This window comes from Mycobacterium sp. NGS67, assembly GCF_059812185.1.
In genome coordinates this window covers 1-19,481 of the sequence record NZ_JCALCF010000013.1, presented here as the reverse complement: position 1 = coordinate 19,481, position 19,481 = coordinate 1, and the positions used below count along the sequence as shown (strand labels likewise).

17 protein-coding genes, 2 tRNA genes and 1 pseudogene are annotated in these 19,481 nt (G+C 66.8%); 12 read left to right on the top strand and 8 right to left on the bottom strand.

Going from position 1 to position 19,481, the window contains the following annotated elements; translation table 11 throughout:
- Positions 1-13: 13 nt before the first annotated feature.
- A complete protein-coding gene (locus tag AC5Y4D_RS14270; RefSeq protein ID WP_500037484.1) occupies positions 14-1,024 on the top strand; it encodes a 3-isopropylmalate dehydrogenase in 1,011 nt (336 codons plus the stop codon).
- Positions 1,025-1,157: 133 nt separating this feature from the next.
- Here AC5Y4D_RS14270 and AC5Y4D_RS14265 read toward each other — a convergent pair.
- Both AC5Y4D_RS14265 and AC5Y4D_RS14260 read right to left on the bottom strand, forming a co-directional pair.
- Positions 1,158-2,213, bottom strand: a pseudogene (locus AC5Y4D_RS14265) (MFS transporter); the annotation flags it as partial.
- Between the two features lie 35 nt (positions 2,214-2,248).
- Entirely contained in the window at positions 2,249-3,490 is a 1,242-nt protein-coding gene (locus tag AC5Y4D_RS14260) for an MFS transporter (RefSeq protein WP_500037483.1), read from the bottom strand.
- 311 nt (positions 3,491-3,801) lie between these two features.
- Between AC5Y4D_RS14260 and AC5Y4D_RS14255 the strand changes: the two genes are divergently transcribed.
- From AC5Y4D_RS14255 to AC5Y4D_RS14240, 4 genes are all read left to right on the top strand, one after another.
- Complete coding sequence (locus AC5Y4D_RS14255) at positions 3,802-4,611, top strand: fumarylacetoacetate hydrolase family protein (protein ID WP_500037482.1); 810 nt, start codon at positions 3,802-3,804, stop codon at positions 4,609-4,611.
- Positions 4,608-6,065, top strand: a complete 1,458-nt coding sequence (gene gltX, locus AC5Y4D_RS14250) for a glutamate--tRNA ligase (protein WP_500037481.1) — start codon at positions 4,608-4,610, stop codon at positions 6,063-6,065. Before AC5Y4D_RS14255 ends, gltX begins: the two co-directional genes overlap by 4 nt.
- Positions 6,066-6,179: 114 nt before the next feature.
- A tRNA-Gln gene (locus AC5Y4D_RS14245) sits at positions 6,180-6,251 on the top strand.
- A 72-nt stretch (positions 6,252-6,323) separates the two neighbouring features.
- Positions 6,324-6,396 (top strand) — tRNA-Glu (locus AC5Y4D_RS14240).
- A 65-nt stretch (positions 6,397-6,461) separates the two neighbouring features.
- On the opposite strand, the gene AC5Y4D_RS14235 is transcribed toward AC5Y4D_RS14240, so the two are convergent.
- Together AC5Y4D_RS14235 and AC5Y4D_RS14230 are read right to left on the bottom strand one after the other, a co-directional pair.
- Entirely contained in the window at positions 6,462-6,962 is a 501-nt protein-coding gene (locus tag AC5Y4D_RS14235; RefSeq protein ID WP_500037480.1) for a PPOX class F420-dependent oxidoreductase, read from the bottom strand.
- Between the two features lie 122 nt (positions 6,963-7,084).
- Positions 7,085-7,786, bottom strand: a complete 702-nt coding sequence (locus AC5Y4D_RS14230) for an IclR family transcriptional regulator (protein WP_500037479.1) — start codon at positions 7,784-7,786, stop codon at positions 7,085-7,087.
- A 79-nt stretch (positions 7,787-7,865) separates the two neighbouring features.
- Between AC5Y4D_RS14230 and leuC the strand changes: the two genes are divergently transcribed.
- The 3 genes from leuC to AC5Y4D_RS14215 all read left to right on the top strand — a co-directional run bounded on the left by leuC (position 7,866) and on the right by AC5Y4D_RS14215 (position 10,781).
- On the top strand, positions 7,866-9,278 hold the full coding sequence (gene leuC, locus AC5Y4D_RS14225; RefSeq protein WP_500037478.1) for a 3-isopropylmalate dehydratase large subunit: 1,413 nt from the start codon (positions 7,866-7,868) through the stop codon (positions 9,276-9,278).
- Between the two features lie 26 nt (positions 9,279-9,304).
- Complete coding sequence (gene leuD, locus AC5Y4D_RS14220) at positions 9,305-9,901, top strand: 3-isopropylmalate dehydratase small subunit (RefSeq protein ID WP_500037477.1); 597 nt, start codon at positions 9,305-9,307, stop codon at positions 9,899-9,901.
- A 223-nt stretch (positions 9,902-10,124) separates the two neighbouring features.
- Positions 10,125-10,781: an HU family DNA-binding protein gene (locus AC5Y4D_RS14215; protein ID WP_500037476.1), complete on the top strand. Its 657-nt coding sequence runs from the start codon at positions 10,125-10,127 to the stop codon at positions 10,779-10,781.
- A gap of 56 nt (positions 10,782-10,837) precedes the next feature.
- Here AC5Y4D_RS14215 and mutT1 read toward each other — a convergent pair whose 3' ends face one another.
- From mutT1 to cofC, 3 genes are all read right to left on the bottom strand, one after another.
- Positions 10,838-11,770 carry an 8-oxo-(d)GTP phosphatase MutT1 gene (mutT1, locus tag AC5Y4D_RS14210; protein WP_499942039.1) on the bottom strand — a complete coding sequence of 311 codons (933 nt, stop codon included), beginning with the start codon at positions 11,768-11,770 and terminating at the stop codon, positions 10,838-10,840.
- Positions 11,771-11,842: 72 nt separating this feature from the next.
- Positions 11,843-14,047, bottom strand: a complete 2,205-nt coding sequence (locus tag AC5Y4D_RS14205) for an RNA degradosome polyphosphate kinase (protein WP_500037475.1) — start codon at positions 14,045-14,047, stop codon at positions 11,843-11,845.
- 75 nt (positions 14,048-14,122) lie between these two features.
- Positions 14,123-14,767: a 2-phospho-L-lactate guanylyltransferase gene (cofC, locus tag AC5Y4D_RS14200; protein WP_500037474.1), complete on the bottom strand. Its 645-nt coding sequence runs from the start codon at positions 14,765-14,767 to the stop codon at positions 14,123-14,125.
- Between the two features lie 118 nt (positions 14,768-14,885).
- Between cofC and AC5Y4D_RS14195 the strand changes: the two genes are divergently transcribed.
- Together AC5Y4D_RS14195 and AC5Y4D_RS14190 are read left to right on the top strand one after the other, a co-directional pair.
- Positions 14,886-15,893, top strand: coding sequence for an NAD(P)H-dependent glycerol-3-phosphate dehydrogenase (locus tag AC5Y4D_RS14195; RefSeq protein WP_500037473.1), 1,008 nt, complete (start codon positions 14,886-14,888; stop codon positions 15,891-15,893).
- Between the two features lie 37 nt (positions 15,894-15,930).
- Positions 15,931-17,055, top strand: a complete 1,125-nt coding sequence (locus AC5Y4D_RS14190; RefSeq protein WP_500037472.1) for a D-alanine--D-alanine ligase family protein — start codon at positions 15,931-15,933, stop codon at positions 17,053-17,055.
- A 7-nt stretch (positions 17,056-17,062) separates the two neighbouring features.
- Here the strand turns inward: AC5Y4D_RS14190 and AC5Y4D_RS14185 are convergent, their stop codons facing one another.
- Positions 17,063-17,611 (bottom strand): DUF3515 domain-containing protein, encoded by a 549-nt coding sequence (locus tag AC5Y4D_RS14185; protein WP_500037471.1) that lies wholly within the window; start codon positions 17,609-17,611, stop codon positions 17,063-17,065.
- Between the two features lie 120 nt (positions 17,612-17,731).
- Between AC5Y4D_RS14185 and AC5Y4D_RS14180 the strand changes: the two genes are divergently transcribed.
- Both AC5Y4D_RS14180 and AC5Y4D_RS14175 read left to right on the top strand, forming a co-directional pair.
- Positions 17,732-18,694, top strand: coding sequence for a thiamine-phosphate kinase (locus AC5Y4D_RS14180; protein ID WP_500037470.1), 963 nt, complete (start codon positions 17,732-17,734; stop codon positions 18,692-18,694).
- A gap of 104 nt (positions 18,695-18,798) precedes the next feature.
- On the top strand, positions 18,799-19,481 hold a 683-nt coding region (locus AC5Y4D_RS14175), incomplete at its 3' end, for a uracil-DNA glycosylase (RefSeq protein ID WP_500037469.1).

Below are 19,481 nucleotides of genomic sequence, written 5' to 3'. Positions count from 1 at the left end.
AGGAGCGGCGCAATTGAAGTTAGCGGTGATCGCCGGCGACGGGATCGGGCCTGAGGTCGTCGCCGAGGCAGTCAAGGTCCTCGACATCGTCCTGCCCGGCGTGGAGAAGACCGAGTACGACCTGGGCGCCCGCAGGTTTCACGCCACCGGGGAAGTGCTGCCGGAGTCGGTGGTGCCCGAGCTACGCGAGCACGACGCCATCCTGCTGGGAGCCATCGGCGACCCGTCGGTGCCCAGCGGCGTCCTGGAACGCGGCCTGCTGCTGCGGATGCGCTTCGAACTCGACCACCACGTCAACCTGCGCCCGGCCCGGCTGTATCCCGGTGTGCACAGTCCGTTGGCCGGGAATCCCGAGATCGACTTCGTCGTGGTTCGCGAGGGAACCGAAGGCCCCTACACCGGCAACGGCGGCGCGATCCGCGTCGGCACCCCCCGCGAGGTGGCGACCGAAGTGAGCGTCAACACCGCCTTCGGGGTGCGACGGGTGGTGACCGACGCGTTCGAACGGGCCCGCAAGCGTCGCAAGCACTTGACCCTGGTGCACAAGACCAACGTGCTGACGTTCGCCGGCGGCCTGTGGTTGCGGACCGTGCAGGAGATCGGTGAGCAGTACCCCGACGTCGAGGTGGCCTACCAGCACGTCGACGCGGCCACCATCTTCCTGGCCACCGACCCGGGCCGGTTCGACGTGATCGTCACCGACAACCTGTTCGGCGACATCATCACCGACCTGGCCGCCGCGGTCTGCGGTGGTATCGGTTTGGCGGCCAGCGGAAACATCGACGCGACGCGGACCAATCCGTCCATGTTCGAACCGGTGCACGGCAGCGCGCCCGACATCGCCGGCAAGGGCATCGCCGATCCGACGGCGGCGATCATGTCGGTGGCGTTGCTGCTGGCCCATCTTGGCGAGGACGAGGCGGCGGCGCGAGTGGATCGGGCGGTCGCGACTTACCTGGCGACTCGCGGGGACGAACGGCCTGCCACCGGCGATGCCGGCGAACGGATTGCAGCCGCGCTCTAGATTCCAGACCGGGCGGCAGCACGCGGGTAGGCACCAACGGTGTCGCAACCAGCGGGAACAGCCCGCACAGCGCCCACGCCAGCGGATACGCGGCCGCGCTGATCAGCGCACCGAACATGGGCGGCCCGGCCGCGGCCATCAATCGCTGCGTGGTGTTCTGAATGCCCAGCGCACGCCCGCTCCAGTAGGGTCCGGCGAACTCGGTGATGGCGGTGGCCTCGAGTCCGTTGTCGAGCACCGCGATCACCGAGATGGCGATCATGAGCAGCACGTCGAGCCGGGAATCGAGGTGGTCGGCGAAGGCCAGCAGAAACATCGTCAAGGCGGCCGCCCCCGCGATGATCCGAACCGGTCGCATCCGGGATCCGATGCGATCCGACCAACGCCCGACCAGAATGCGGCCCGCGGCGCCGATCAGCTGGGAAATGGTGACCAGGCCACCGGCGGCGGCGATCGACCAGCCGTGATGGTTGATCAACCAGACCAGCATGAAGGTGACGGTGACCGTCTGCGGCATCATCAGCAATCCCGACACCGCATGTGTCCGCCATAACATCGGCGAACCGCGATATGGGTTGGCCAATTCTTCGTCGGTGGCCGTCGCGCGGGGCTTGCGGGGCGGGTCCTTGACGCCCAGCAGGCTGGCGAGCGCGGAAACTGCACACGCGGCGGCCGGGAACATCAGCCCAACCTGGGCGCCGCGCTCGGCCAGCTCTGGAATGACCAACGCGCCCACGGCAATTCCCAGCGGTTGGGCGGTCTGGCGGATTCCCATCGCCAACCCGCGCTGCTCGGGCGGAAACCACCCGGACACCAACCGGCCGCCGGCGGTGTTGCAGCTGGCCGCCGCCATGCCGCCCAGAAAAAGGAAAACTCCCATCAGGAACAGCGAATCCGCCGAAGCAGCAGCGTAGGCCGCCACCGCGGTGAGGGCCGTGCCTGCCGTCAGCACGATGCGCTCGCCGACGCGGTCCAGCACGTATCCCCACGCGATCAGTGTGAGCACCATGCCCCAACTCGGCATGGACGCCAGCAAACCCGCCTGGTTCAGCGGTATCGCGCGCGCGGTTTGCAACCTGGGTATCAGGAAGGCGACGCCATTGATGAACAGGAACGAGCTGGCAGTCACGAACAGCGAGACGACGACGATCGACCAACGCGCGATGGGGCCCGCCGGCTCTTCGGACATCCGCTAATGCTCGCACAGCGGCCGTCGGCGACCCGCTACTCGAGCAACCGGGCAACCTCGTCGCGAGGTCTTTGCGGTGGCCGCTCCTCCATTCCGGGCACCAGCAACCCCGTCGGGACGACCGGTACGGCCGCCAACGGGAAAAGTCCACACAACGCGAACGCCACCGGGTAGCCGAACGCGCCGATGACCGCGCCGAACATCGGCGGTCCGGCCAACGTCATCAGGCGCTGAGTGGTGTTCTGCACGCCCAGAGCGCGTCCGCTCCAGAACTGACCGGCGAATTCGGTGATGGCGGTGGCCTCGAGGCCGTTGTCCATCACCGTGACGACCGACACCGTCACCATCAGCGCTACGGCCAGCGCCGGGTAGAGATCGTTGGTGAGCGCCAGCAGCAGCATGGTCGCGCTGGTGCACAGCGCGATCGCTCGGATCGGGCGCATCCGGGACCCGATGACGTCCGACCAGCGACCCGCTGCGATGCGGCTGATCGCGCCGAGCAGTGCGGTGACGGTGACGAGCGTCCCGGCCGCTTCCACGGACCAGCCATGATCCTTGTGTAGCCAGACCAGCATGAAGGTCACGGTCATCGACTGCGGCATCACCATCAGTGCCGAGAGTGCATGGATCCGCCACAAAACGGTGGAATCGCGGTAGGGGCTGGTCAACTCTGCCGGGACGGCTTGCGGGCGCGGTTTGCGTGGCGGGTCGTGGGCGAAGACGGCGGCGACCACCGCCGAGACCGCGCACGCCAAAGCCGGAAACAGCAGTCCCGTTGCGGGCGGGCCATCTTGCGCGAGCCCCGGGATAACGAAGGCTCCCATCGCTATTCCGAGCGGTTGTGCGGTCTGGCGAACTCCCATTGCCAGACCGCGTTGCTGCGGGGGAAACCAACCGGCAACCAGCCGGCCGCAGGCGGGGTTGGCGCTGGCCGCGCCCATGCCGCCGATGAACAGCAGGATTCCCAGGGTTAGCAGGGAATCGACCGTCGACGCGGCGTAGGCCGCCGCCGCCGTCACCATCGCACCCAGGGTCAGGACGATGCGCTCGCCGATCAGGTCGGCCACGTAGCCCCAGGCGATCAACGTCACCACCATGCCCAGGCTCGGCATCACCGCTAACAAACCGGTTTCGGACAGCGGTGTCCCGCGCGCGGCTTCCAGCGCAGGGATCAGGAATGGGACGGCGTTGATGAAGCTGAACGCGCTGGCAGTCACCACCAGCGCGACGGCGACCATCGACCAGCGCGTGACGGCGCTGATCGCGTCCGAGGACATCAAGCCATGCTTGCACACATGTCAGGTGGAAAGGAGGTGCTGAGCAAAGGAGTTATCGAGGTGGGCACCGGCCGTTTCCTCTTCGATGTCATCGAGGCGCGCCCGGCTACGCCGCGCTCGCGACCCTCGCGGGCCCTGATGGCGAGGGCCCGCAGCGCCCGGCTACGCCGCGCTCGCGACCCTCGCGGGGCCTGATGGCGAGGGCCCGCAGCGCCCGGCTACGCCGCGCTCGCGACCCTCGCGGGGTCTGATGGCGAGGGCCCGCAGCGCCCGGCTACGCCGCGCTCGCGACCCTCGCTAGGCTTTTCCGAATGCGCCTTGGTCGAATCGCCAGCCCCGACGGAGTGGCTTTCGTCAGCGTCGAAGGCCCATTGGACGATCCGGGCGGTATGACGGCCCGCGAGATCGCCGAACATCCATTCGGGACGCCGAGTTTCACCGGCCGCTCCTGGCCGCTTGCCGACGTCCGACTGTTGGCGCCGATACTTGCCAGCAAGGTCGTCTGCGTCGGGAAGAATTACGCCGACCACATCGCCGAGATGGGCGGCCAGGCACCGGCGGATCCGGTGATCTTCATGAAACCCAACACCGCGATCGTCGGACCGAACGTCCCGATCCGATTGCCCGCCAACGCATCACCCGTGCACTACGAAGGCGAGTTGGCCGTGGTGATCGGCCGGGCTTGCAAGGACGTGTCGGCGGCGCAGGCCGCAGACAACATCCTCGGCTACACCATCGGTAATGATGTGTCGGCGCGCGATCAGCAGAAGTCCGACGGCCAGTGGACCCGGGCCAAGGGCCACGACACCTTCTGCCCAATCGGACCGTGGATCGTCACCGACGTCGATCCGGCCGATCTGGAGCTGCGCACCGAGGTCAACGGCGAGGTCAAGCAGCACGCGCGTACCTCGTTGATGATCCACGACGTCGGCGCCGTCATCGAGTGGATCTCGGCGGTAATGACTTTGCTGCCAGGCGATCTCATTCTCACCGGCACACCCGCCGGGGTCGGCCCGATCGAGGACGGCGACACCGTCTCGATCACCGTCGAGGGGATCGGCACCCTCACGAATCCCGTTTTGCGAAAATCGAATCCGCTTGTGCACAAAGGAAAGTCGTGACAGTACGAGTTCGGTTCTGCCCGTCGCCCACCGGCACACCGCACGTCGGGATGGTGCGCACCGCGTTGTTCAACTGGGCCTACGCCAGGCACACCGGTGGCACCTTCGTGTTCCGCATCGAGGACACCGACGCCGAGCGGGACAGCGAGGAAAGCTATTCGGCGTTGCTCGACGCGTTGCGCTGGCTCGGCCTGGACTGGGACGAAGGTCCCGACGTCGGGGGGCCGCACGCACCGTATCGACAGTCTCAGCGCGGTGACCTCTACCGGGACGTGGTGGGCCGGCTGCTCAAAGCGGGCGAGGCCTACTACGCGTTCTCGACGCCCGACGAGGTCGAGGCACGCCACGTCGCTGCCGGCCGCAATCCGAAACTGGGATACGACAACTTCGATCGGCAACTGACCGATTCACAGCGTGCTGCGTACCTGGCCGAGGGCCGAAAGCCGGTGGTGCGGTTGCGGATGCCTGACGAGGATCTGAGTTGGGACGATCTGGTGCGTGGACCTACCACGTTCGCGGCGGGCTCGGTGCCGGACTTCGCGCTGACCCGAGCCAGCGGAGATCCGTTGTACACCTTGGTCAATCCCTGTGACGACGCGCTGATGGAGATCACCCACGTGCTGCGCGGCGAGGACCTGTTGCCGTCGACGCCGCGCCAGCTCGCCCTGTACCGAGCGCTCATCCGAATCGGGGTGGCCCAGCGTATTCCGGAATTCGCCCACTTGCCAACGGTATTGGGGGAGGGCACCAAGAAACTGTCCAAGCGCGATCCGCAGTCCAATCTCTTCGCCCACCGTGACCGGGGTTTCATCCCCGAAGGATTGCTGAATTATCTTGCGCTACTGGGTTGGTCGATCGCCGACGACCACGACCTGTTCAGTCTCGACGAGATGGTTGCGGCTTTCGACGTGGTGAACGTGAACTCCAACCCGGCCCGGTTCGACCAGAAGAAGGCCGACGCACTCAACGCCGAACACATCCGGAGGCTCACCCTCGAGGATTTCACCGGCCGGTTGCGCGATTATCTGGCCGCCCACGGTCAGCGGCTCGAACTGGACGAGGCTGACTTCACCACCGCGGCCGAGCTGATCCAGACTCGCATTGTGGTGCTCGGTGACGCGTGGGCCCTGCTGAGGTTCCTCAACGACGACGAGTACAGCCTCGACCCGAAGGCGGCCGCCAAGGAACTGGGCACGGACGCGGGTCCGGTACTCGATGCGGCGATCTCGGCGCTGGACACGGTGACCGAGTGGACCACTGAGCACATCGAGCAGGCGCTGAAGGGTGCGCTGATCGAAGCCCTGGCGCTCAAACCACGTAAGGCGTTCGGTCCGATCCGAGTCGCCGCCACCGGCACCACCATCAGCCCGCCGTTGTTCGAGTCGCTGGAACTGCTGGGGCGGGACCGCAGCCTGAGCAGACTGCGTTCAGCCCGCGAGGGGATCGCGGTCTGAGTCTTTGGTAGTGTGCTCTTCGGCTTTCAAAAGGTCTTCAACGACTGATCTCAGCGGTTCCGCGACCGGGCACAACCCGAAAACGGGCTCTGAGCAGCGGTTTTAGGCGGCCAATGGGGTATGGTGTAATTGGCAACACAGCTGATTCTGGTTCAGCCATTCTAGGTTCGAGTCCTGGTACCCCAGCAAAGCGTCACCCGATCGAATGATTAGGTAGGCTTTCCGGGTTCGGCTATGCTGACACTCCGGATCGTGTCTGGCCCCGTCGTCTAGCGGCCTAGGACGCCGCCCTCTCACGGCGGTAGCGTGGGTTCGAATCCCATCGGGGCTACAAATGCCGAGCAGACGCAAAATCCCCCTTTTCGGTGCGAAACAGGGGGATTTTGCGTCTGCTCGTCAGTCCGCGGCGGGCGCGGTCGAGCCGCCCAGCGGCATCGGGGCCATCCCCAGCTTGTGGTGATCCCAGGATCGGGTGCGACGGCTGACGATGCGCACACAGACGCGCTTGTTCATCATCTGCTCGACGAACGGCTTCATCTCGTCGGTGTACGGGCCGGTGTAGCGCTCCCACACACTGACGCCGACCCGGTGCGAGGTCTCGGGATCGTCGACGATCTCGGCCACGCCCTCGAAGGAGACCCCGCGCAGCGTGTCGTAGGTGTCACCGTCCTCGATCAGGAAACTCACTCGCGGATCCCGCTTGAGGTTGACCGCCTTCTGCGATTTGGCTTTGGTCTCCAGCCAGATCTCACCGTCCACGACCCCGTACCACATCGCCGTCAGGTGCGGCTGGCCGTCGCGACCGATGGTGGCCAGCGTGCCGGTGCGGCTGTTGGTGACGAAGTCGGCGATTTCATCGGAGGACATGACGATGCTCGCGCGCTGATTGGTTCCCATGGCGTCAGTGTGTCATTTGGTCGCGGGGTGCCTGCGGCGAGCCTGCAATGAGGCCGCCGACACCGAACTGAGGGCGGATCTTTCGCGAATTACCCGCCCGGGATGCAGTTCGGCACCGACCCTCACAGACGCCGCGCCAGCTCCTCGGCCGCGGCCAACAGGTCGGCCGCCCAACGCTCACCCGGTCGTCGGCCCATCCGGTCTATGGGGCCGGAGACCGAAATCGCTGCAACGACAACGCCTCGACCGTCGCGCACCGGTGCCGACACGCTGGCCACACCGGGCTCGCGTTCGGCCACGCTCTGCGCCCAGCCGCGTTTGCGCACCTCGGCCAGCACCCGCTCGCTGAACTTCGCGTCCGGCAACACGGCCTTCTGGGTGGCCCCGTCGCTATGCGCCAGTAACACCTTGGCCCCCGACCCGGCCGTCATCGGTAGGCGCGCCCCGATCGGCACGGTATCGCGAAGGCCCGCAGGCGGTTCCAGCGCGGCGATACAGACCCGCGACGTACCTTCACGACGGTACAACTGCACGCTCTCACCGGTGGTTTCGCGCAACTGTGCCAGCACCACCGCACTCGCGGCCAGCAGCGGGTCGTTCACGCGCGCAGCGAGTTCGGTCACCGCGGGTCCCAATCGCCAGCGACCCTCCTCGTCGCGTGCCAGCAACCGGTGCACCTCCAGGGCCGCCGCCAGTCGGTAGGTCGTCGCCCTGGGCAGACCCGTCCGGTCGCACAGTTCGGCCAGCCCACACGGGGATTCCGCGATCTGGTGCAGGATGCCGACGGCTTTGTCGAGGACGCCGATACCGCTATGCTGTCTCACAGAGAGATACTAGCGTCTCGCATTGTGAGATCGCCAGCCCAATGATCGGCGAGCCGCGGACGAGTGAATCGAGGTTGAAATGGCGGAGCGACCGCGCACGTTGGCGGAAAAGGTCTGGGACGACCATGTGGTCGTGTCCGGTGAAGGCACCGGGCCGGACCTGATCTACATCGACCTGCATCTGGTGCACGAGGTCACCAGCCCACAGGCTTTCGACGGGCTGCGACTGGCCGGGCGTCCGGTACGGCGGACCGACCTGACGATCGCCACCGAGGATCACAACGTCCCGACTGTCGACATCGACAAGCCGATCGCGGATCTGGTGTCGCGGACTCAGGTGGAGACGTTGCGGCGCAACTGCGCCGAATTCGGTGTCCGCCTATACCCGATGGGCGATATCGAGCAGGGCATCGTGCACGTCGTCGGACCACAACTGGGCCTCACCCAGCCGGGCATGACGATCGTGTGTGGTGACAGTCACACGTCGACCCACGGCGCGTTCGGCTCAATTGCCATGGGCATCGGCACATCTGAGGTGGAGCACGTGCTCGCCACGCAGACGTTGCCGCTGCGGCCGTTCAAGACGATGGCGGTCAACGTCGACGGTCAGTTGCCCCCGGGGGTCAGCGCCAAGGACATCATTTTGGCGCTGATCGCCAAGATCGGAACCGGCGGCGGCCAGGGCTATGTCATCGAATACCGCGGCAGCGCCATCGAATCGCTGTCCATGGAAGGCCGGATGACGGTCTGCAACATGAGCATCGAAGCCGGTGCCCGGGCGGGCATGGTGGCTCCCGACGAGACGACCTACGAATTCCTGCGCGGCCGTCCGCACGCGCCGACGGGAGCCGACTGGGACGCCGCGCTGGCCTATTGGCAGCAGTTGCGCACCGACCCGGGTGCGGTCTTCGACACCGAGGTCTATCTCGACGCGGCCTCGTTGAGCCCGTTCGTGACCTGGGGCACCAACCCGGGCCAGGGTGTGCCGCTGGCCGCGGCCGTGCCCGACCCGGAGTTGATGACCGACGACGCCGAGCGCCAGGCAGCGGAGAAAGCGTTGGCGTACATGGACCTTCGGCCCGGAACGGCCATGCGCGACATCGCGGTCGACGCGGTGTTCGTCGGGTCCTGCACCAACGGTCGCATCGAAGACCTGCGGGTCGTCGCCGACGTGTTGCGGGACCGCAAGGTGGCGCCCGGGGTGCGCATGCTGGTGGTTCCCGGCTCGATGCGGGTACGGGCCCAAGCCGAAGCCGAAGGCCTGGGGGAGATCTTCACCGCCGCCGGTGCCGAATGGCGGCAGGCGGGCTGCTCGATGTGCTTGGGAATGAACCCCGATCAGCTTGCGCCGGGCGAACGTTGCGCCGCGACGTCCAATCGCAATTTCGAAGGGCGACAGGGCAAGGGCGGCCGCACGCACTTGGTATCTCCCGCCGTTGCCGCGGCCACCGCGGTCCGCGGCACGCTCGCCGCACCGGCCGACTTGAATTGATTTCACGCTGAGAATTAGGAAAAGACATGGAAGCCTTTCACACCCACACCGGTATCGGTGTTCCGCTGCGGCGGTCGAATGTCGACACCGACCAGATCATCCCGGCGGTCTTTCTCAAACGCGTCACCCGAACTGGATTCGACGACGGTTTGTTCGCGAGTTGGCGCTCGGATCCGTCATTCGTGCTCAACCTCAGCCCCTTTGACCGCGGCTCAGTCTTGGTTGCTGGCCCCGATTTCGGCACCGGATCCTCTCGCGAACATGCGGTCTGGGCGCTCATGGACTACGGATTCCGAGTAGTTATCTCCTCCCGCTTCGGCGACATTTTTCGCGGCAACGCCGGCAAGGCGGGTCTACTGGCGGCCGAAGTCGACCAAGACGGAGTCGAACTGCTCTGGAAGCTGATCGAGCAGAGTCCGGGGCTGGAAGTCACTGTCAATCTTGAAGATCGAATTATCACCGCGGGAACGACGGTGTTGCCGTTCAGGATTGACGATTACACCGCGTGGCGACTGCTCGAAGGTCTTGACGATATAGCCCTTACGCTGCGAAAACTCGACGAAATTCAGGATTTCGAGGCGGCTCGTCCGTCCTGGAAACCGAGCACTTTGCCAGTCTCCTGACCCGGCCCCGCGACGCGGAATTGCTGCCGAGTCAGCCGGTAAGGCAAGGCAAATTCGCGCTCGCACCACCGGTCAAGGGCGGCAATCGGATTCCGAAAATTCGGCCCCTTTGCGAAGATGCGCGACCTGAAATTGCGCGTGGCTCTTGGCAATTTGCCAGCTGAGGGTTTACCGTGTCCTCTAGTCGGTTCCTAATCGAGGACCACTGGCTTCGGAGGGTTGGATGAACAAAGCAGAGCTCATAGATGTGCTCACACAGAAATTGGGCTCAGACCGCCGGCAGGCGACCGCCGCCGTGGAGAATGTCGTCGACACGATTGTGCGTGCGGTTCACAAGGGCGAGAGCGTGACCATCACCGGCTTCGGTGTCTTCGAGCAGCGTCGCCGCGCGGCTCGCGTGGCCCGCAATCCACGCACCGGCGAGACTGTGAAGGTGAAGCCCACCTCGGTACCGGCGTTCCGTCCGGGCGCCCAATTCAAAGCGGTTGTGTCTGGCGCACAAAAGCTCCCGTCTGACGGCCCCGCGGTGAAGCGCGGCGTGGTCGGTGGTGCGGCGAAGAAGACCGCGGCCAAGAGAGCTCCGGCCAAGAAGGCGGCGAGCAAGGCTCCGGCCAAGAAGGCGGCAAGCAAGGCTCCGGCCAAGAAGGCGGCCACGAAGGCTCCGGCCAAGAAGGCCGCAAGCAAGGCTCCGGCCAAGAAGGCGGCCACGAAGGCTCCGGCCAAGAAGGCGGCAAGCAAGGCTCCGGCCAAGAAGGCCGCCACCAAGACGCCGGCTCGCAAGGCTGCGACCAAGGCTCCGGCCAAGAAGGCCGCAAGCAAGGCTCCGGCCAAGAAGGCTCCGGCCAAGAAGGCTACGTCGACGCGGCGCGGCCGCAAGTAGTTCCTAACGCGAATTCCCTTCGGGCGGCAGCGATGCCCCCGGAGGGAATTTGTGCGTCAGGCCCGCATGTTAGGGGGCAGCGCGCCTTCGATGTGGTCGGCTGCGATGAGCCGGCCGCCTGATAGCGACAGCACCCAGGTACTGCCCTTGTGGTTGCGTGACTTGTCCGGACGTACCCCGTCGCGTTCGCACCACCAGCTGATCAGATCCGGAATCACCTTGCCCTGCGTGCAAATCACCGGCGTGCCGGACCGCTTGGCGATCTGCAACACCCGCTGCCGGCCGCGTTTGGCGTTCTTGGCGTAGGCCTCTTCGCTGAGGTGCGGCTCGTTGTGGATGGTGACCCCGAGTTCCTCGGCGAGGGGTTCCACCGTCTGGTGGCAGCGCACCCGGTCGGCCGCATAGACGTGCGTAGCGCCGAACGCCGACAGTTGAGCCACCAGTGCCTCGGCTTGGGCGCGTCCCTTCTTGTCCAGCGGCCGTTTGGTGTCGTCGCCACGAAAGCGCGCCTTGCTTCCCGCGGTGGCGTGCCGCACCACCAACACCGTCTTGGTGTCCGCCGGTTGTTTGGCGAACCGCCGCAAGACCTTTCGATCCGGCGGGTAGTCGAGCTTCTTCATGGCCGCCGACAAGGGCAGCCAGAGCAGTTCGTCGACCTCGTCGCCGGGCGTGAAAGTCCCGCCCAAGCTGCGTGCGGCCCAGTAGTGCACCTTTTTGACACGTTGGTCGACGGGGTAGGTGACGGTGGTGAGGCACCTGCCCAGATGACTGCGGTGCCCGGTTTCTTCCAGGATTTCGCGCACCGCGGCGACGGGGGCGGTCTCACCCGGGTCCAGCTTGCCTTTGGGCAGCGACCAATCGTCATAGCGGGGCCGGTGGATCACTGCGATCTCGACCGACTTGCCCGAGCCGTGGGCAGGCCGCCATAACACCGCGCCCGCGGCGTACACGATCCGGTCCCGGCGGGCAGACGAGTTCTGGGACGACACTCCAACTCCTGCAGGTCAATTCGAACAGGTGGCGCGGCAGTGGACTGGCTCCGTAGCAGACCGTCCGCGGGATCAGGGGCTGCGGTGTCGTTCCATCAGTGAGACCTGGTGATCGCGAACGCTGCGACCTTCCTGGGGCGAGGCCGTCCACTGACCGTCGGAGTTGAGTTCCCAACAACGGGTGGACGGATCCAATGCGGACTCGAACAATTCGTCGAGTTGCGCGGTGAGCCGGGGATCCTTGACCTGCGCCATGACCTCGACCCGACGGTCGAGATTGCGGTGCATCATGTCGGCGCTGCCGATCCAGAATTCGTTGATCGCATTGAAGTGCAGGATTCGCGAATGTTCCAGGAAGCGGCCGAGAATCGAGCGCACGACGATGTTCTCGGAGAAGCCTTCGGTGCCGGGGCGCAGCGCGCAGATGCCGCGCACCACCACTTCCACCCGTACCCCTGCCTGCGACGCGCGGTACAGCGCGTCGATGACCTGTTCGTCGACAAGGGCGTTCATCTTCAGCCGGATCCGGGCGTCACGACCTTCGCGGTGCGCGGCCACCTCGCGCTCGACGCGCTCGATGATGCCGGTGCGAATCCCCTGCGGGGCCACCAACAAATTGCGATAGGCCAGCTTGCGCGAGTAGCCCGTCAGGGTGTTGAACAGGTCGGTCAGGTCGGCGCCGATGTCGGGATCCGCGGTGAGCAGACCTACGTCTTCGTACAGCCGTGCCGTCTTGCCGTTGTAGTTGCCCGTGCCGACATGGCAGTAGCGCCGGATGATCGGACCCTCGCGGCGCACCACCAGGCAGGTCTTGCAGTGCGTCTTGAGCCCGACGAACCCGTAGACCACGTGCACGCCCGCCTGCTCAAGCGTTCGCGCCCAACGGATGTTGGCTTGTTCGTCGAAGCGGGCTTTGATCTCCACCATTGCCACGACTTGCTTTCCGGCCTCGGCGGCGTCGATCAGCGCACGCACGATCGGCGAATCACCGGAGGTGCGGTACAGCGTCTGCTTGATCGCGAGCACGTGCGGGTCGGCGGCGGCTGATTCGATGAATCGCTGCACGCTGGTGGAGAACGAGTCGTACGGATGATGCACCAGCACATCGCCTTCGCGCAGGGTGGCGAAGATGCCCCTGGTCGTCTCCAGGTCGGCGAACGCCGGGTGGGTGGCGGGGACGAAGGCGCGGTCCTTGAGGTCGGGCCGATCCACGCCGTAGACCTGCCACAGCGACGACAAATCCAGCAGTCCAGGGACTTCGATGACGTCGCCGGGATGCACGTCGAGTTCGCGGTGCAACAGTTCGAGCATGCTTTGGGTCATGTCGTCGGCGACTTCGAGCCGGACCGGGGAACCGAACCGGCGGCGCGCCAACTCCCGCTCGAGGGCCTGGAGGAGATCTTCGTCGCGGTCCTCTTCCACCTCGAAGTCGGCATTGCGGGTGATCCGGAACGCGTGGTGTTCCACGATTTCCATGCCCGGGAAGAGCACCGGAAGGAACGCCGCGATCAATTCCTCCATCGGCAAGAACCGCACGGCCACCCGGTCGTCTCCGTCGCCGCCCGGCTTGGGCTCGAGTTCGACGAAGCGATCGACGTTGTCGGGCACCTTGACTCGGGCGAAATGCCGGGTGCCGTCTTCGGGTTGCTTGACGGTGACGGCCAGGTTCAAGCTCAGTCCACTGACGAATGGGAACGGGTGGGCGGGGTCGACGGCCAACGGGGTGAGGACGGGGAAGACCTGCTCGTTGAAATAGGTCGACAACTGGTCGCATTCCGCCTCGTCCAGGTCGGCCCACGTGACGATGTAGATGCCTTCTTCTTCCAGGGCGGGCAGCACCACATCCAGGAACACCCGGGCATGCCGGCTGGCGATGTGCTGGGTCTGCTCACCGATGCGGCGCAGTTGCTCGCGCGGCGTCAAACCGTCGGCCGAGCGCACCGACAGGCCCATCTCGTCGCGCCGTTTCAGACCGGCGACCCGAACCATGTAGAACTCGTCGAGATTCGACGCGAAGATCGCCAGGAATTTGGCTCGCTCCAGCAGCGGCATCGAGTTGTCGGCGGCCAGCGCGAGCACGCGAGCGTTGAAGTCCAGCCAGCTCAATTCGCGATTGAGATAGCGCTCCTCGGGCAGCGAATCGCTGATCGCCGCGGTTGTCGCGGCCGGCAGCGCACCGGGAGCGGTGTCGCCTGGCTGCCATACGTTCTCGTCCGGGCGTGCCGCTGTCTCTGGGCTGGCTTCGATGTCGGTCACCCTGCGATCATCGCCTATCACCCGGCGATGCTGCCAGCAGTCCGGCTATATCCACATGGCGTTCACCGTCCCGCCATATGCGGGGAGCCGACGGAATCAAGGATGCGCGATGGCACGCGCGGTCGCCGGCCCCACGCCCAGTTGTCGCGCGGCGGCCAGGTCGGCGGGTGTGTCGACATCACAGCGCAGACCCGGCCATGCTCCGGTCAGCTCGACGGCGCCCGAATTACGGTGGCGCGCCGCGGAATCCGGTCCGAACCGGGGATCGAGCGGTGTCCCGAACGCACAGAGTGCGGCCGTCCCCGTCCCGACCCGGTCGGCGACGAAGCTACGCCGATGGGCGCGGGCGGCCGAGACCGCCTCGGCGAGTTCCGGTGTCTGCAGGGCAGGTAAATCACCCTGCAACACAACAAGATTGGGTATGTCGACGGTCATCGCCCGTTCGGCGGCGCCGATGGCGCTGTTCAGCGGGTCAGGATCATCGGAGGGCGTCGGGTCGGTCAGCACCTCGGCCCCGAGGGCGCTCGCCGCGGCCGCGGCTTCCTCGTCGGGGGTGATCACGGTAATCGAGTGCAACGCACTCACCCGCGCCGCGGCGGTCAGGGTGTCCACCAGCATGGCGAGCACCACCGCTTCGCGGGTCGGCGCTGAGAACACCGGAGCCAGCCTGGTCTTGGCGGCGGCCAACCGTTTGACGGCGATGATCAAACCGACTCCACCGTCAGTCCCAGAGCCGCCCATACGGTCATCCTGCCAGCGTCAGTCCTGTCGGTTTCGGTGAGTCGGGCCCGAGCGTCGCGTGACGCCCGCCCGGTCGTTTAGGGTGTCGCCTGCGTAGGCAACACACGAGGGGTAGCGGATGGCGGGCACGGGAACTGTCGCGGTGATGGGCGCCGGTGCCTGGGGCACCGTATTGGCCAAGGTGCTCGCCGACGCCGGAGGAGAGGTGACGTTGTGGGCGCGGCGCGCCGAGGTCGCCGACCGGATCAACACCACCCGGTCCAACCCCGACTATCTCCCGGATACGCAGTTGCCGTCGGGAATTCGCGCCACGTCCGACGCCGAAGAGGCCCTGTCCGGTGCCACGACGGTGCTGCTGGGTGTGCCGGCCCAGACGATGCGGGCCAACCTCGAAAACTGGAACGGACTGTGGCCCGACGGCGCGACGCTGGTCAGCCTGGCCAAGGGCATCGAACTGGACACGTTGATGCGGATGAGCCAGGTGATCGTCTCGGTCACCGGAGTGGACGCCTCGCAGGTGGCGGTGATCTCGGGACCCAACCTGGCCAGCGAGATCGCCCAGGGCCAGCCGGCGGCGACCGTGGTGGCGTGCAGCGACTCCGGACGTGCGGTGGCGCTGCAACGCTTCTTGAACAGCGGCTATTTCCGTCCCTACACCAACTCCGACGTGGTGGGGACCGAGATAGGCGGGGCGTGCAAGAACGTCATCGCGCTGGCTTGCGGGATGGCGGTCGGCGTCGGGCTGGGCGAGAACACCACCGCGGCGATCATCACCCGGGGTCTGGCCGAGATCATGCGGCTGGGCCTGGCCCTGGGCGCCAAGGGCGCGACCCTGGCGGGTCTGGCCGGGGTGGGTGATCTGGTGGCCACCTGTACCTCGCCCTACTCGCGAAACCGCTCACTGGGTGAGCGCCTGGGCCGCGGCGACACGATCTACTCCGCGCTGCACAGCAAGGAGGGGCACGTGGTGGAGGGCGTGACGTCGTGCCAGTCGGTGCTGGCGCTGGCGTCCAGCTACGACGTGGAGATGCCGCTCACCGACGCCGTGCACCGGGTCTGTCACAAGGGTCTGTCGGTCAACGAGGCGATCGCGCTACTGCTGGGCCGCAGCACAAAGCCCGAATAGGGCCCGCACGCGTCCCGACCGGTAGCCTCTCTAGGTTGTGACTGCCAGCCGAGTGCGCGTTGCCGTCGTCTTCGGCGGGCGCAGCAACGAGCACGCCATCTCCTGCGTGTCTGCGGGCAGCATTCTGCGCAACCTCGACCCGCACCGGTTCGAGGTCGTCGCGATCGGCATCACGCCGCAAGGGTCGTGGGTGCTCACTGACGGCGACCCCGACGCGCTGGCCATCACCGACCGCCAACTTCCGCAGGTGAGCGCCGACTCGGGCGCCGAGCTGGCGTTGTCGACCAATCCGCAGCGCGGCGGACAACTGGTGGCCCTGCCTGGCACCACTCGCGACGCGGGAGATCCGGTGAAAGTGCTGACGCAGGTCGACGTGGTGTTCCCGGTCCTGCACGGTCCCTACGGCGAGGACGGCACCATCCAGGGGTTGCTCGAACTCGCCGGTGTGCCTTACGTCGGGGCGGGCGTGCTGGCCAGTGCGGCCGGAATGGACAAGGAGTTCACCAAGAAGCTGCTGGCCGCCGAAGGACTTCCAGTGGGTGCCTACGCCGTGTTGCGCCCGTCCCAGGACACCCTGGAGCCCGAGGAACGTGAACGGTTGGGCCTGCCCGCGTTCGTCAAACCCGCGCGGGGCGGGTCGTCCATCGGCGTCAGCCGGGTGTCGAGCTGGGAGCAGTTGCCAGACGCCATCGCCCAGGCCCGTCGCCACGACCCGAAGGTCATCGTGGAAGCTGCGATCAGCGGGCGCGAGCTGGAATGCGGCGTGCTTGAAAAGCCGGACGGCACAATCGAAGCCAGCACGCTGGGCGAGATCCGGGTGGCCGGGGTGCGCGGGCGCGAGGATTCCTTCTACGACTTCGCCACCAAGTACCTCGACGATGCAGCCGAATTGGACGTACCGGCCAAGGTCGACGACGACATCGCAGATGCGGTGCGGCAGTTGGCCGTTCGAGCTTTCACAGCCATCGATTGTCAGGGTCTGGCTCGGGTGGACTTTTTCCTGACCGACGAGGGCCCGGTGATCAACGAGATCAACACGATGCCGGGGTTCACCAAGATCTCGATGTATCCGCGGATGTGGGCGGCCAGCGGCGTCGACTACCCGACCTTGTTGGCCACCATGGTGGACACCGCCTTGGCGCGAGGCGTGGGCCTGCGGTAGCCGCCCGCTACCGGGCCTCGCCCGGCTGGATCGGCTGTGCGGCGATGGTGCGGTCGATGACGCTGGACAGGTCTTGAATGGGGGTCGGCCCGGATCCCGCGGGCAGCGTCATCGCTACATACACCGCACGATCCACCGTGTACCAGGTGGATTGGCCCGGCCCGGCCACGTCGGTCTGGACCTGGAACCACTGCACCCGGTCGACCACCTGGATCGGCGCGCCCACCACGAAGTCGTCCGGACGCTCGAGCCCACAACGCACGATGACCGGCTCGGTGTCGGGTGCGGATCGCCAGGCGCTGGCCCCCTCGGGCACCGGCTCGGCGACCGCGGTGCGCTGATAATCCCCGAGTCGGGGCGGCAGGGCCGTCTTCAGGGACTGGCAGGCGGAACTGGAGGCCTGCGGCGCGGGCACCGAGGGAATGCTGACCGGTTGCTGCGCGGTGCGGCGGGTGGCCGCGAAGATCAGGATACCCGCGATTGTGGCGACGGCCAGCAGCAGTGCGCCGATCAGCACGCCACGGGGCGGCCCGCCCGGATCGGGCCCGGTTGTCATACGACCTCCGAACGTATTGCACTACTACACTGACGCTTTTGGCCCCAACGGGCGCAAGATTCAACTTACCGTGGGTCCGACGAGCGTCCCGAGGTCCAGGGACGCGCCGGCAGGAGGGGCATGGGCGAGCACGCATCGGAGGAATCCCCGACCCTGGAGCAGTTCGGTGAGTTCGGCGTGATCGAGCGACTGGTCCGCGGCCGTCGTCAACCCGCCGCCGTCACCCTCGGACCCGGCGACGACGCGGCGGTGGTGTCGGCTGGTGACGGTCGCATCGTCGTGTCGACCGACATGTTGGTGCAGGACCGGCACTTTCGGCTGGACTGGTCGAGCCCCTACCACATCGGCCGGAAGGCGATCGCCCAGAACGCGGCCGACATTGAGGCCATGGGGGCGCGCCCCACCGCGTTCGTCGTGGGCTTCGGGGCGCCGGGCACGACGCCGGCCGACCAGGTGAGTGCGCTCGTCGACGGCATGTGGGAGGAAGCCGAACTGGTAGGTGCCGGCGTCGCCGGCGGGGATCTGGTCAGCTGTCCGCAGTGGGTGGTGTCGGTGACGGTGCTGGGAGACCTCGACGGCCGGGCGCCGGTGCTGCGGTCTGGTGCCAAGGCCGGCTCGGTGCTGGCGGCAGCCGGTGACCTGGGACGCTCGGCCGCCGGATATGAGCTGGTGCGCAACGGAATCGAGCGATTCGACGACCTGCGGCGCCGGCACCTGGTGCCGCAACCGCCGTATGGGCAGGGACCGCTGGCCGCGGCAGCCGGTGCGACGGCGATGATCGACGTCTCCGACGGTTTGATCGCCGATCTACGGCACGTCGCCGAGGCATCCGGGACGGGGTTCGAGCTGTCCACCGAGGCGCTCGCACCCGACCGCGACGCGGTGGCCGATGCCGCGGCGGCCGTCGGCGCCGACCCGTGGGCATGGGTGCTCGGCGGTGGTGAAGACCATGCTCTGGTGGCGTGCTTCCCCGGCGCGGTGCCGGCCGGGTGGCGGGCGATCGGGTGGGTGCTGGAGGGGACCGCGCGGGTGCTGGTCGACGGCAGGGAGTGGGACGGGCACGCGGGCTGGCAGTCGTTCTAGGGTGATGAGTCGCCGGAATACTTCGACTCCGCGGTGCAGGGCTGCATCTGACGGTGTTGCGGCACCCTGAGCGCAGGATCAAACAAGAAGGTGGAGGGACTGCAGTGACCGCGCGCCCGTTGAGCGAACTCGTCGAACCGGGTTGGGCGGCGGCACTGCAGCCGGTCGCCGATCAGGTGGCCCAGCTGGGGCAATTCCTGCGTGCCGAGATCGCGGCCGGCCGGCAGTATCTGCCCGCAGGTCCGAACGTGTTGCGCGCCTTCACGTTTCCGTTCGCCGATGTCCGGGTGCTGATCGTCGGGCAGGATCCCTACCCGACCCCCGGCCATGCGGTGGGCCTGAGTTTCTCGGTGGCTCCCGACGTGCGCCCGTTGCCGCGCAGTCTGTCCAACATCTTCGACGAGTACACCGCCGACCTGGGGTTTCCGCGCCCGTCGTGCGGTGATCTGACACCGTGGGCGCAACGCGGGGTGTTGCTGCTGAACAGGGTTCTCACGGTGCGGCCCAGCACCCCGGCGTCGCATCGCGGCAAGGGGTGGGAAGCGGTGACGGAGTGCGCGATTCGCGCGCTGGTGCGGCGGGAGCAGCCGTTGGTGGCGATCCTGTGGGGCCGAGACGCCTCGACGCTGAAACCGATGCTGGCCGAGGGCAGCTGCGTCGCGATCGAATCGCCGCATCCCTCGCCGTTGTCGGCATCGCGTGGGTTCTTCGGGTCGCGGCCGTTCAGTCGCGCCAACAAGCTGCTCGCCGACATGGACGCCGAACCCATCGATTGGCGCCTGCCGTA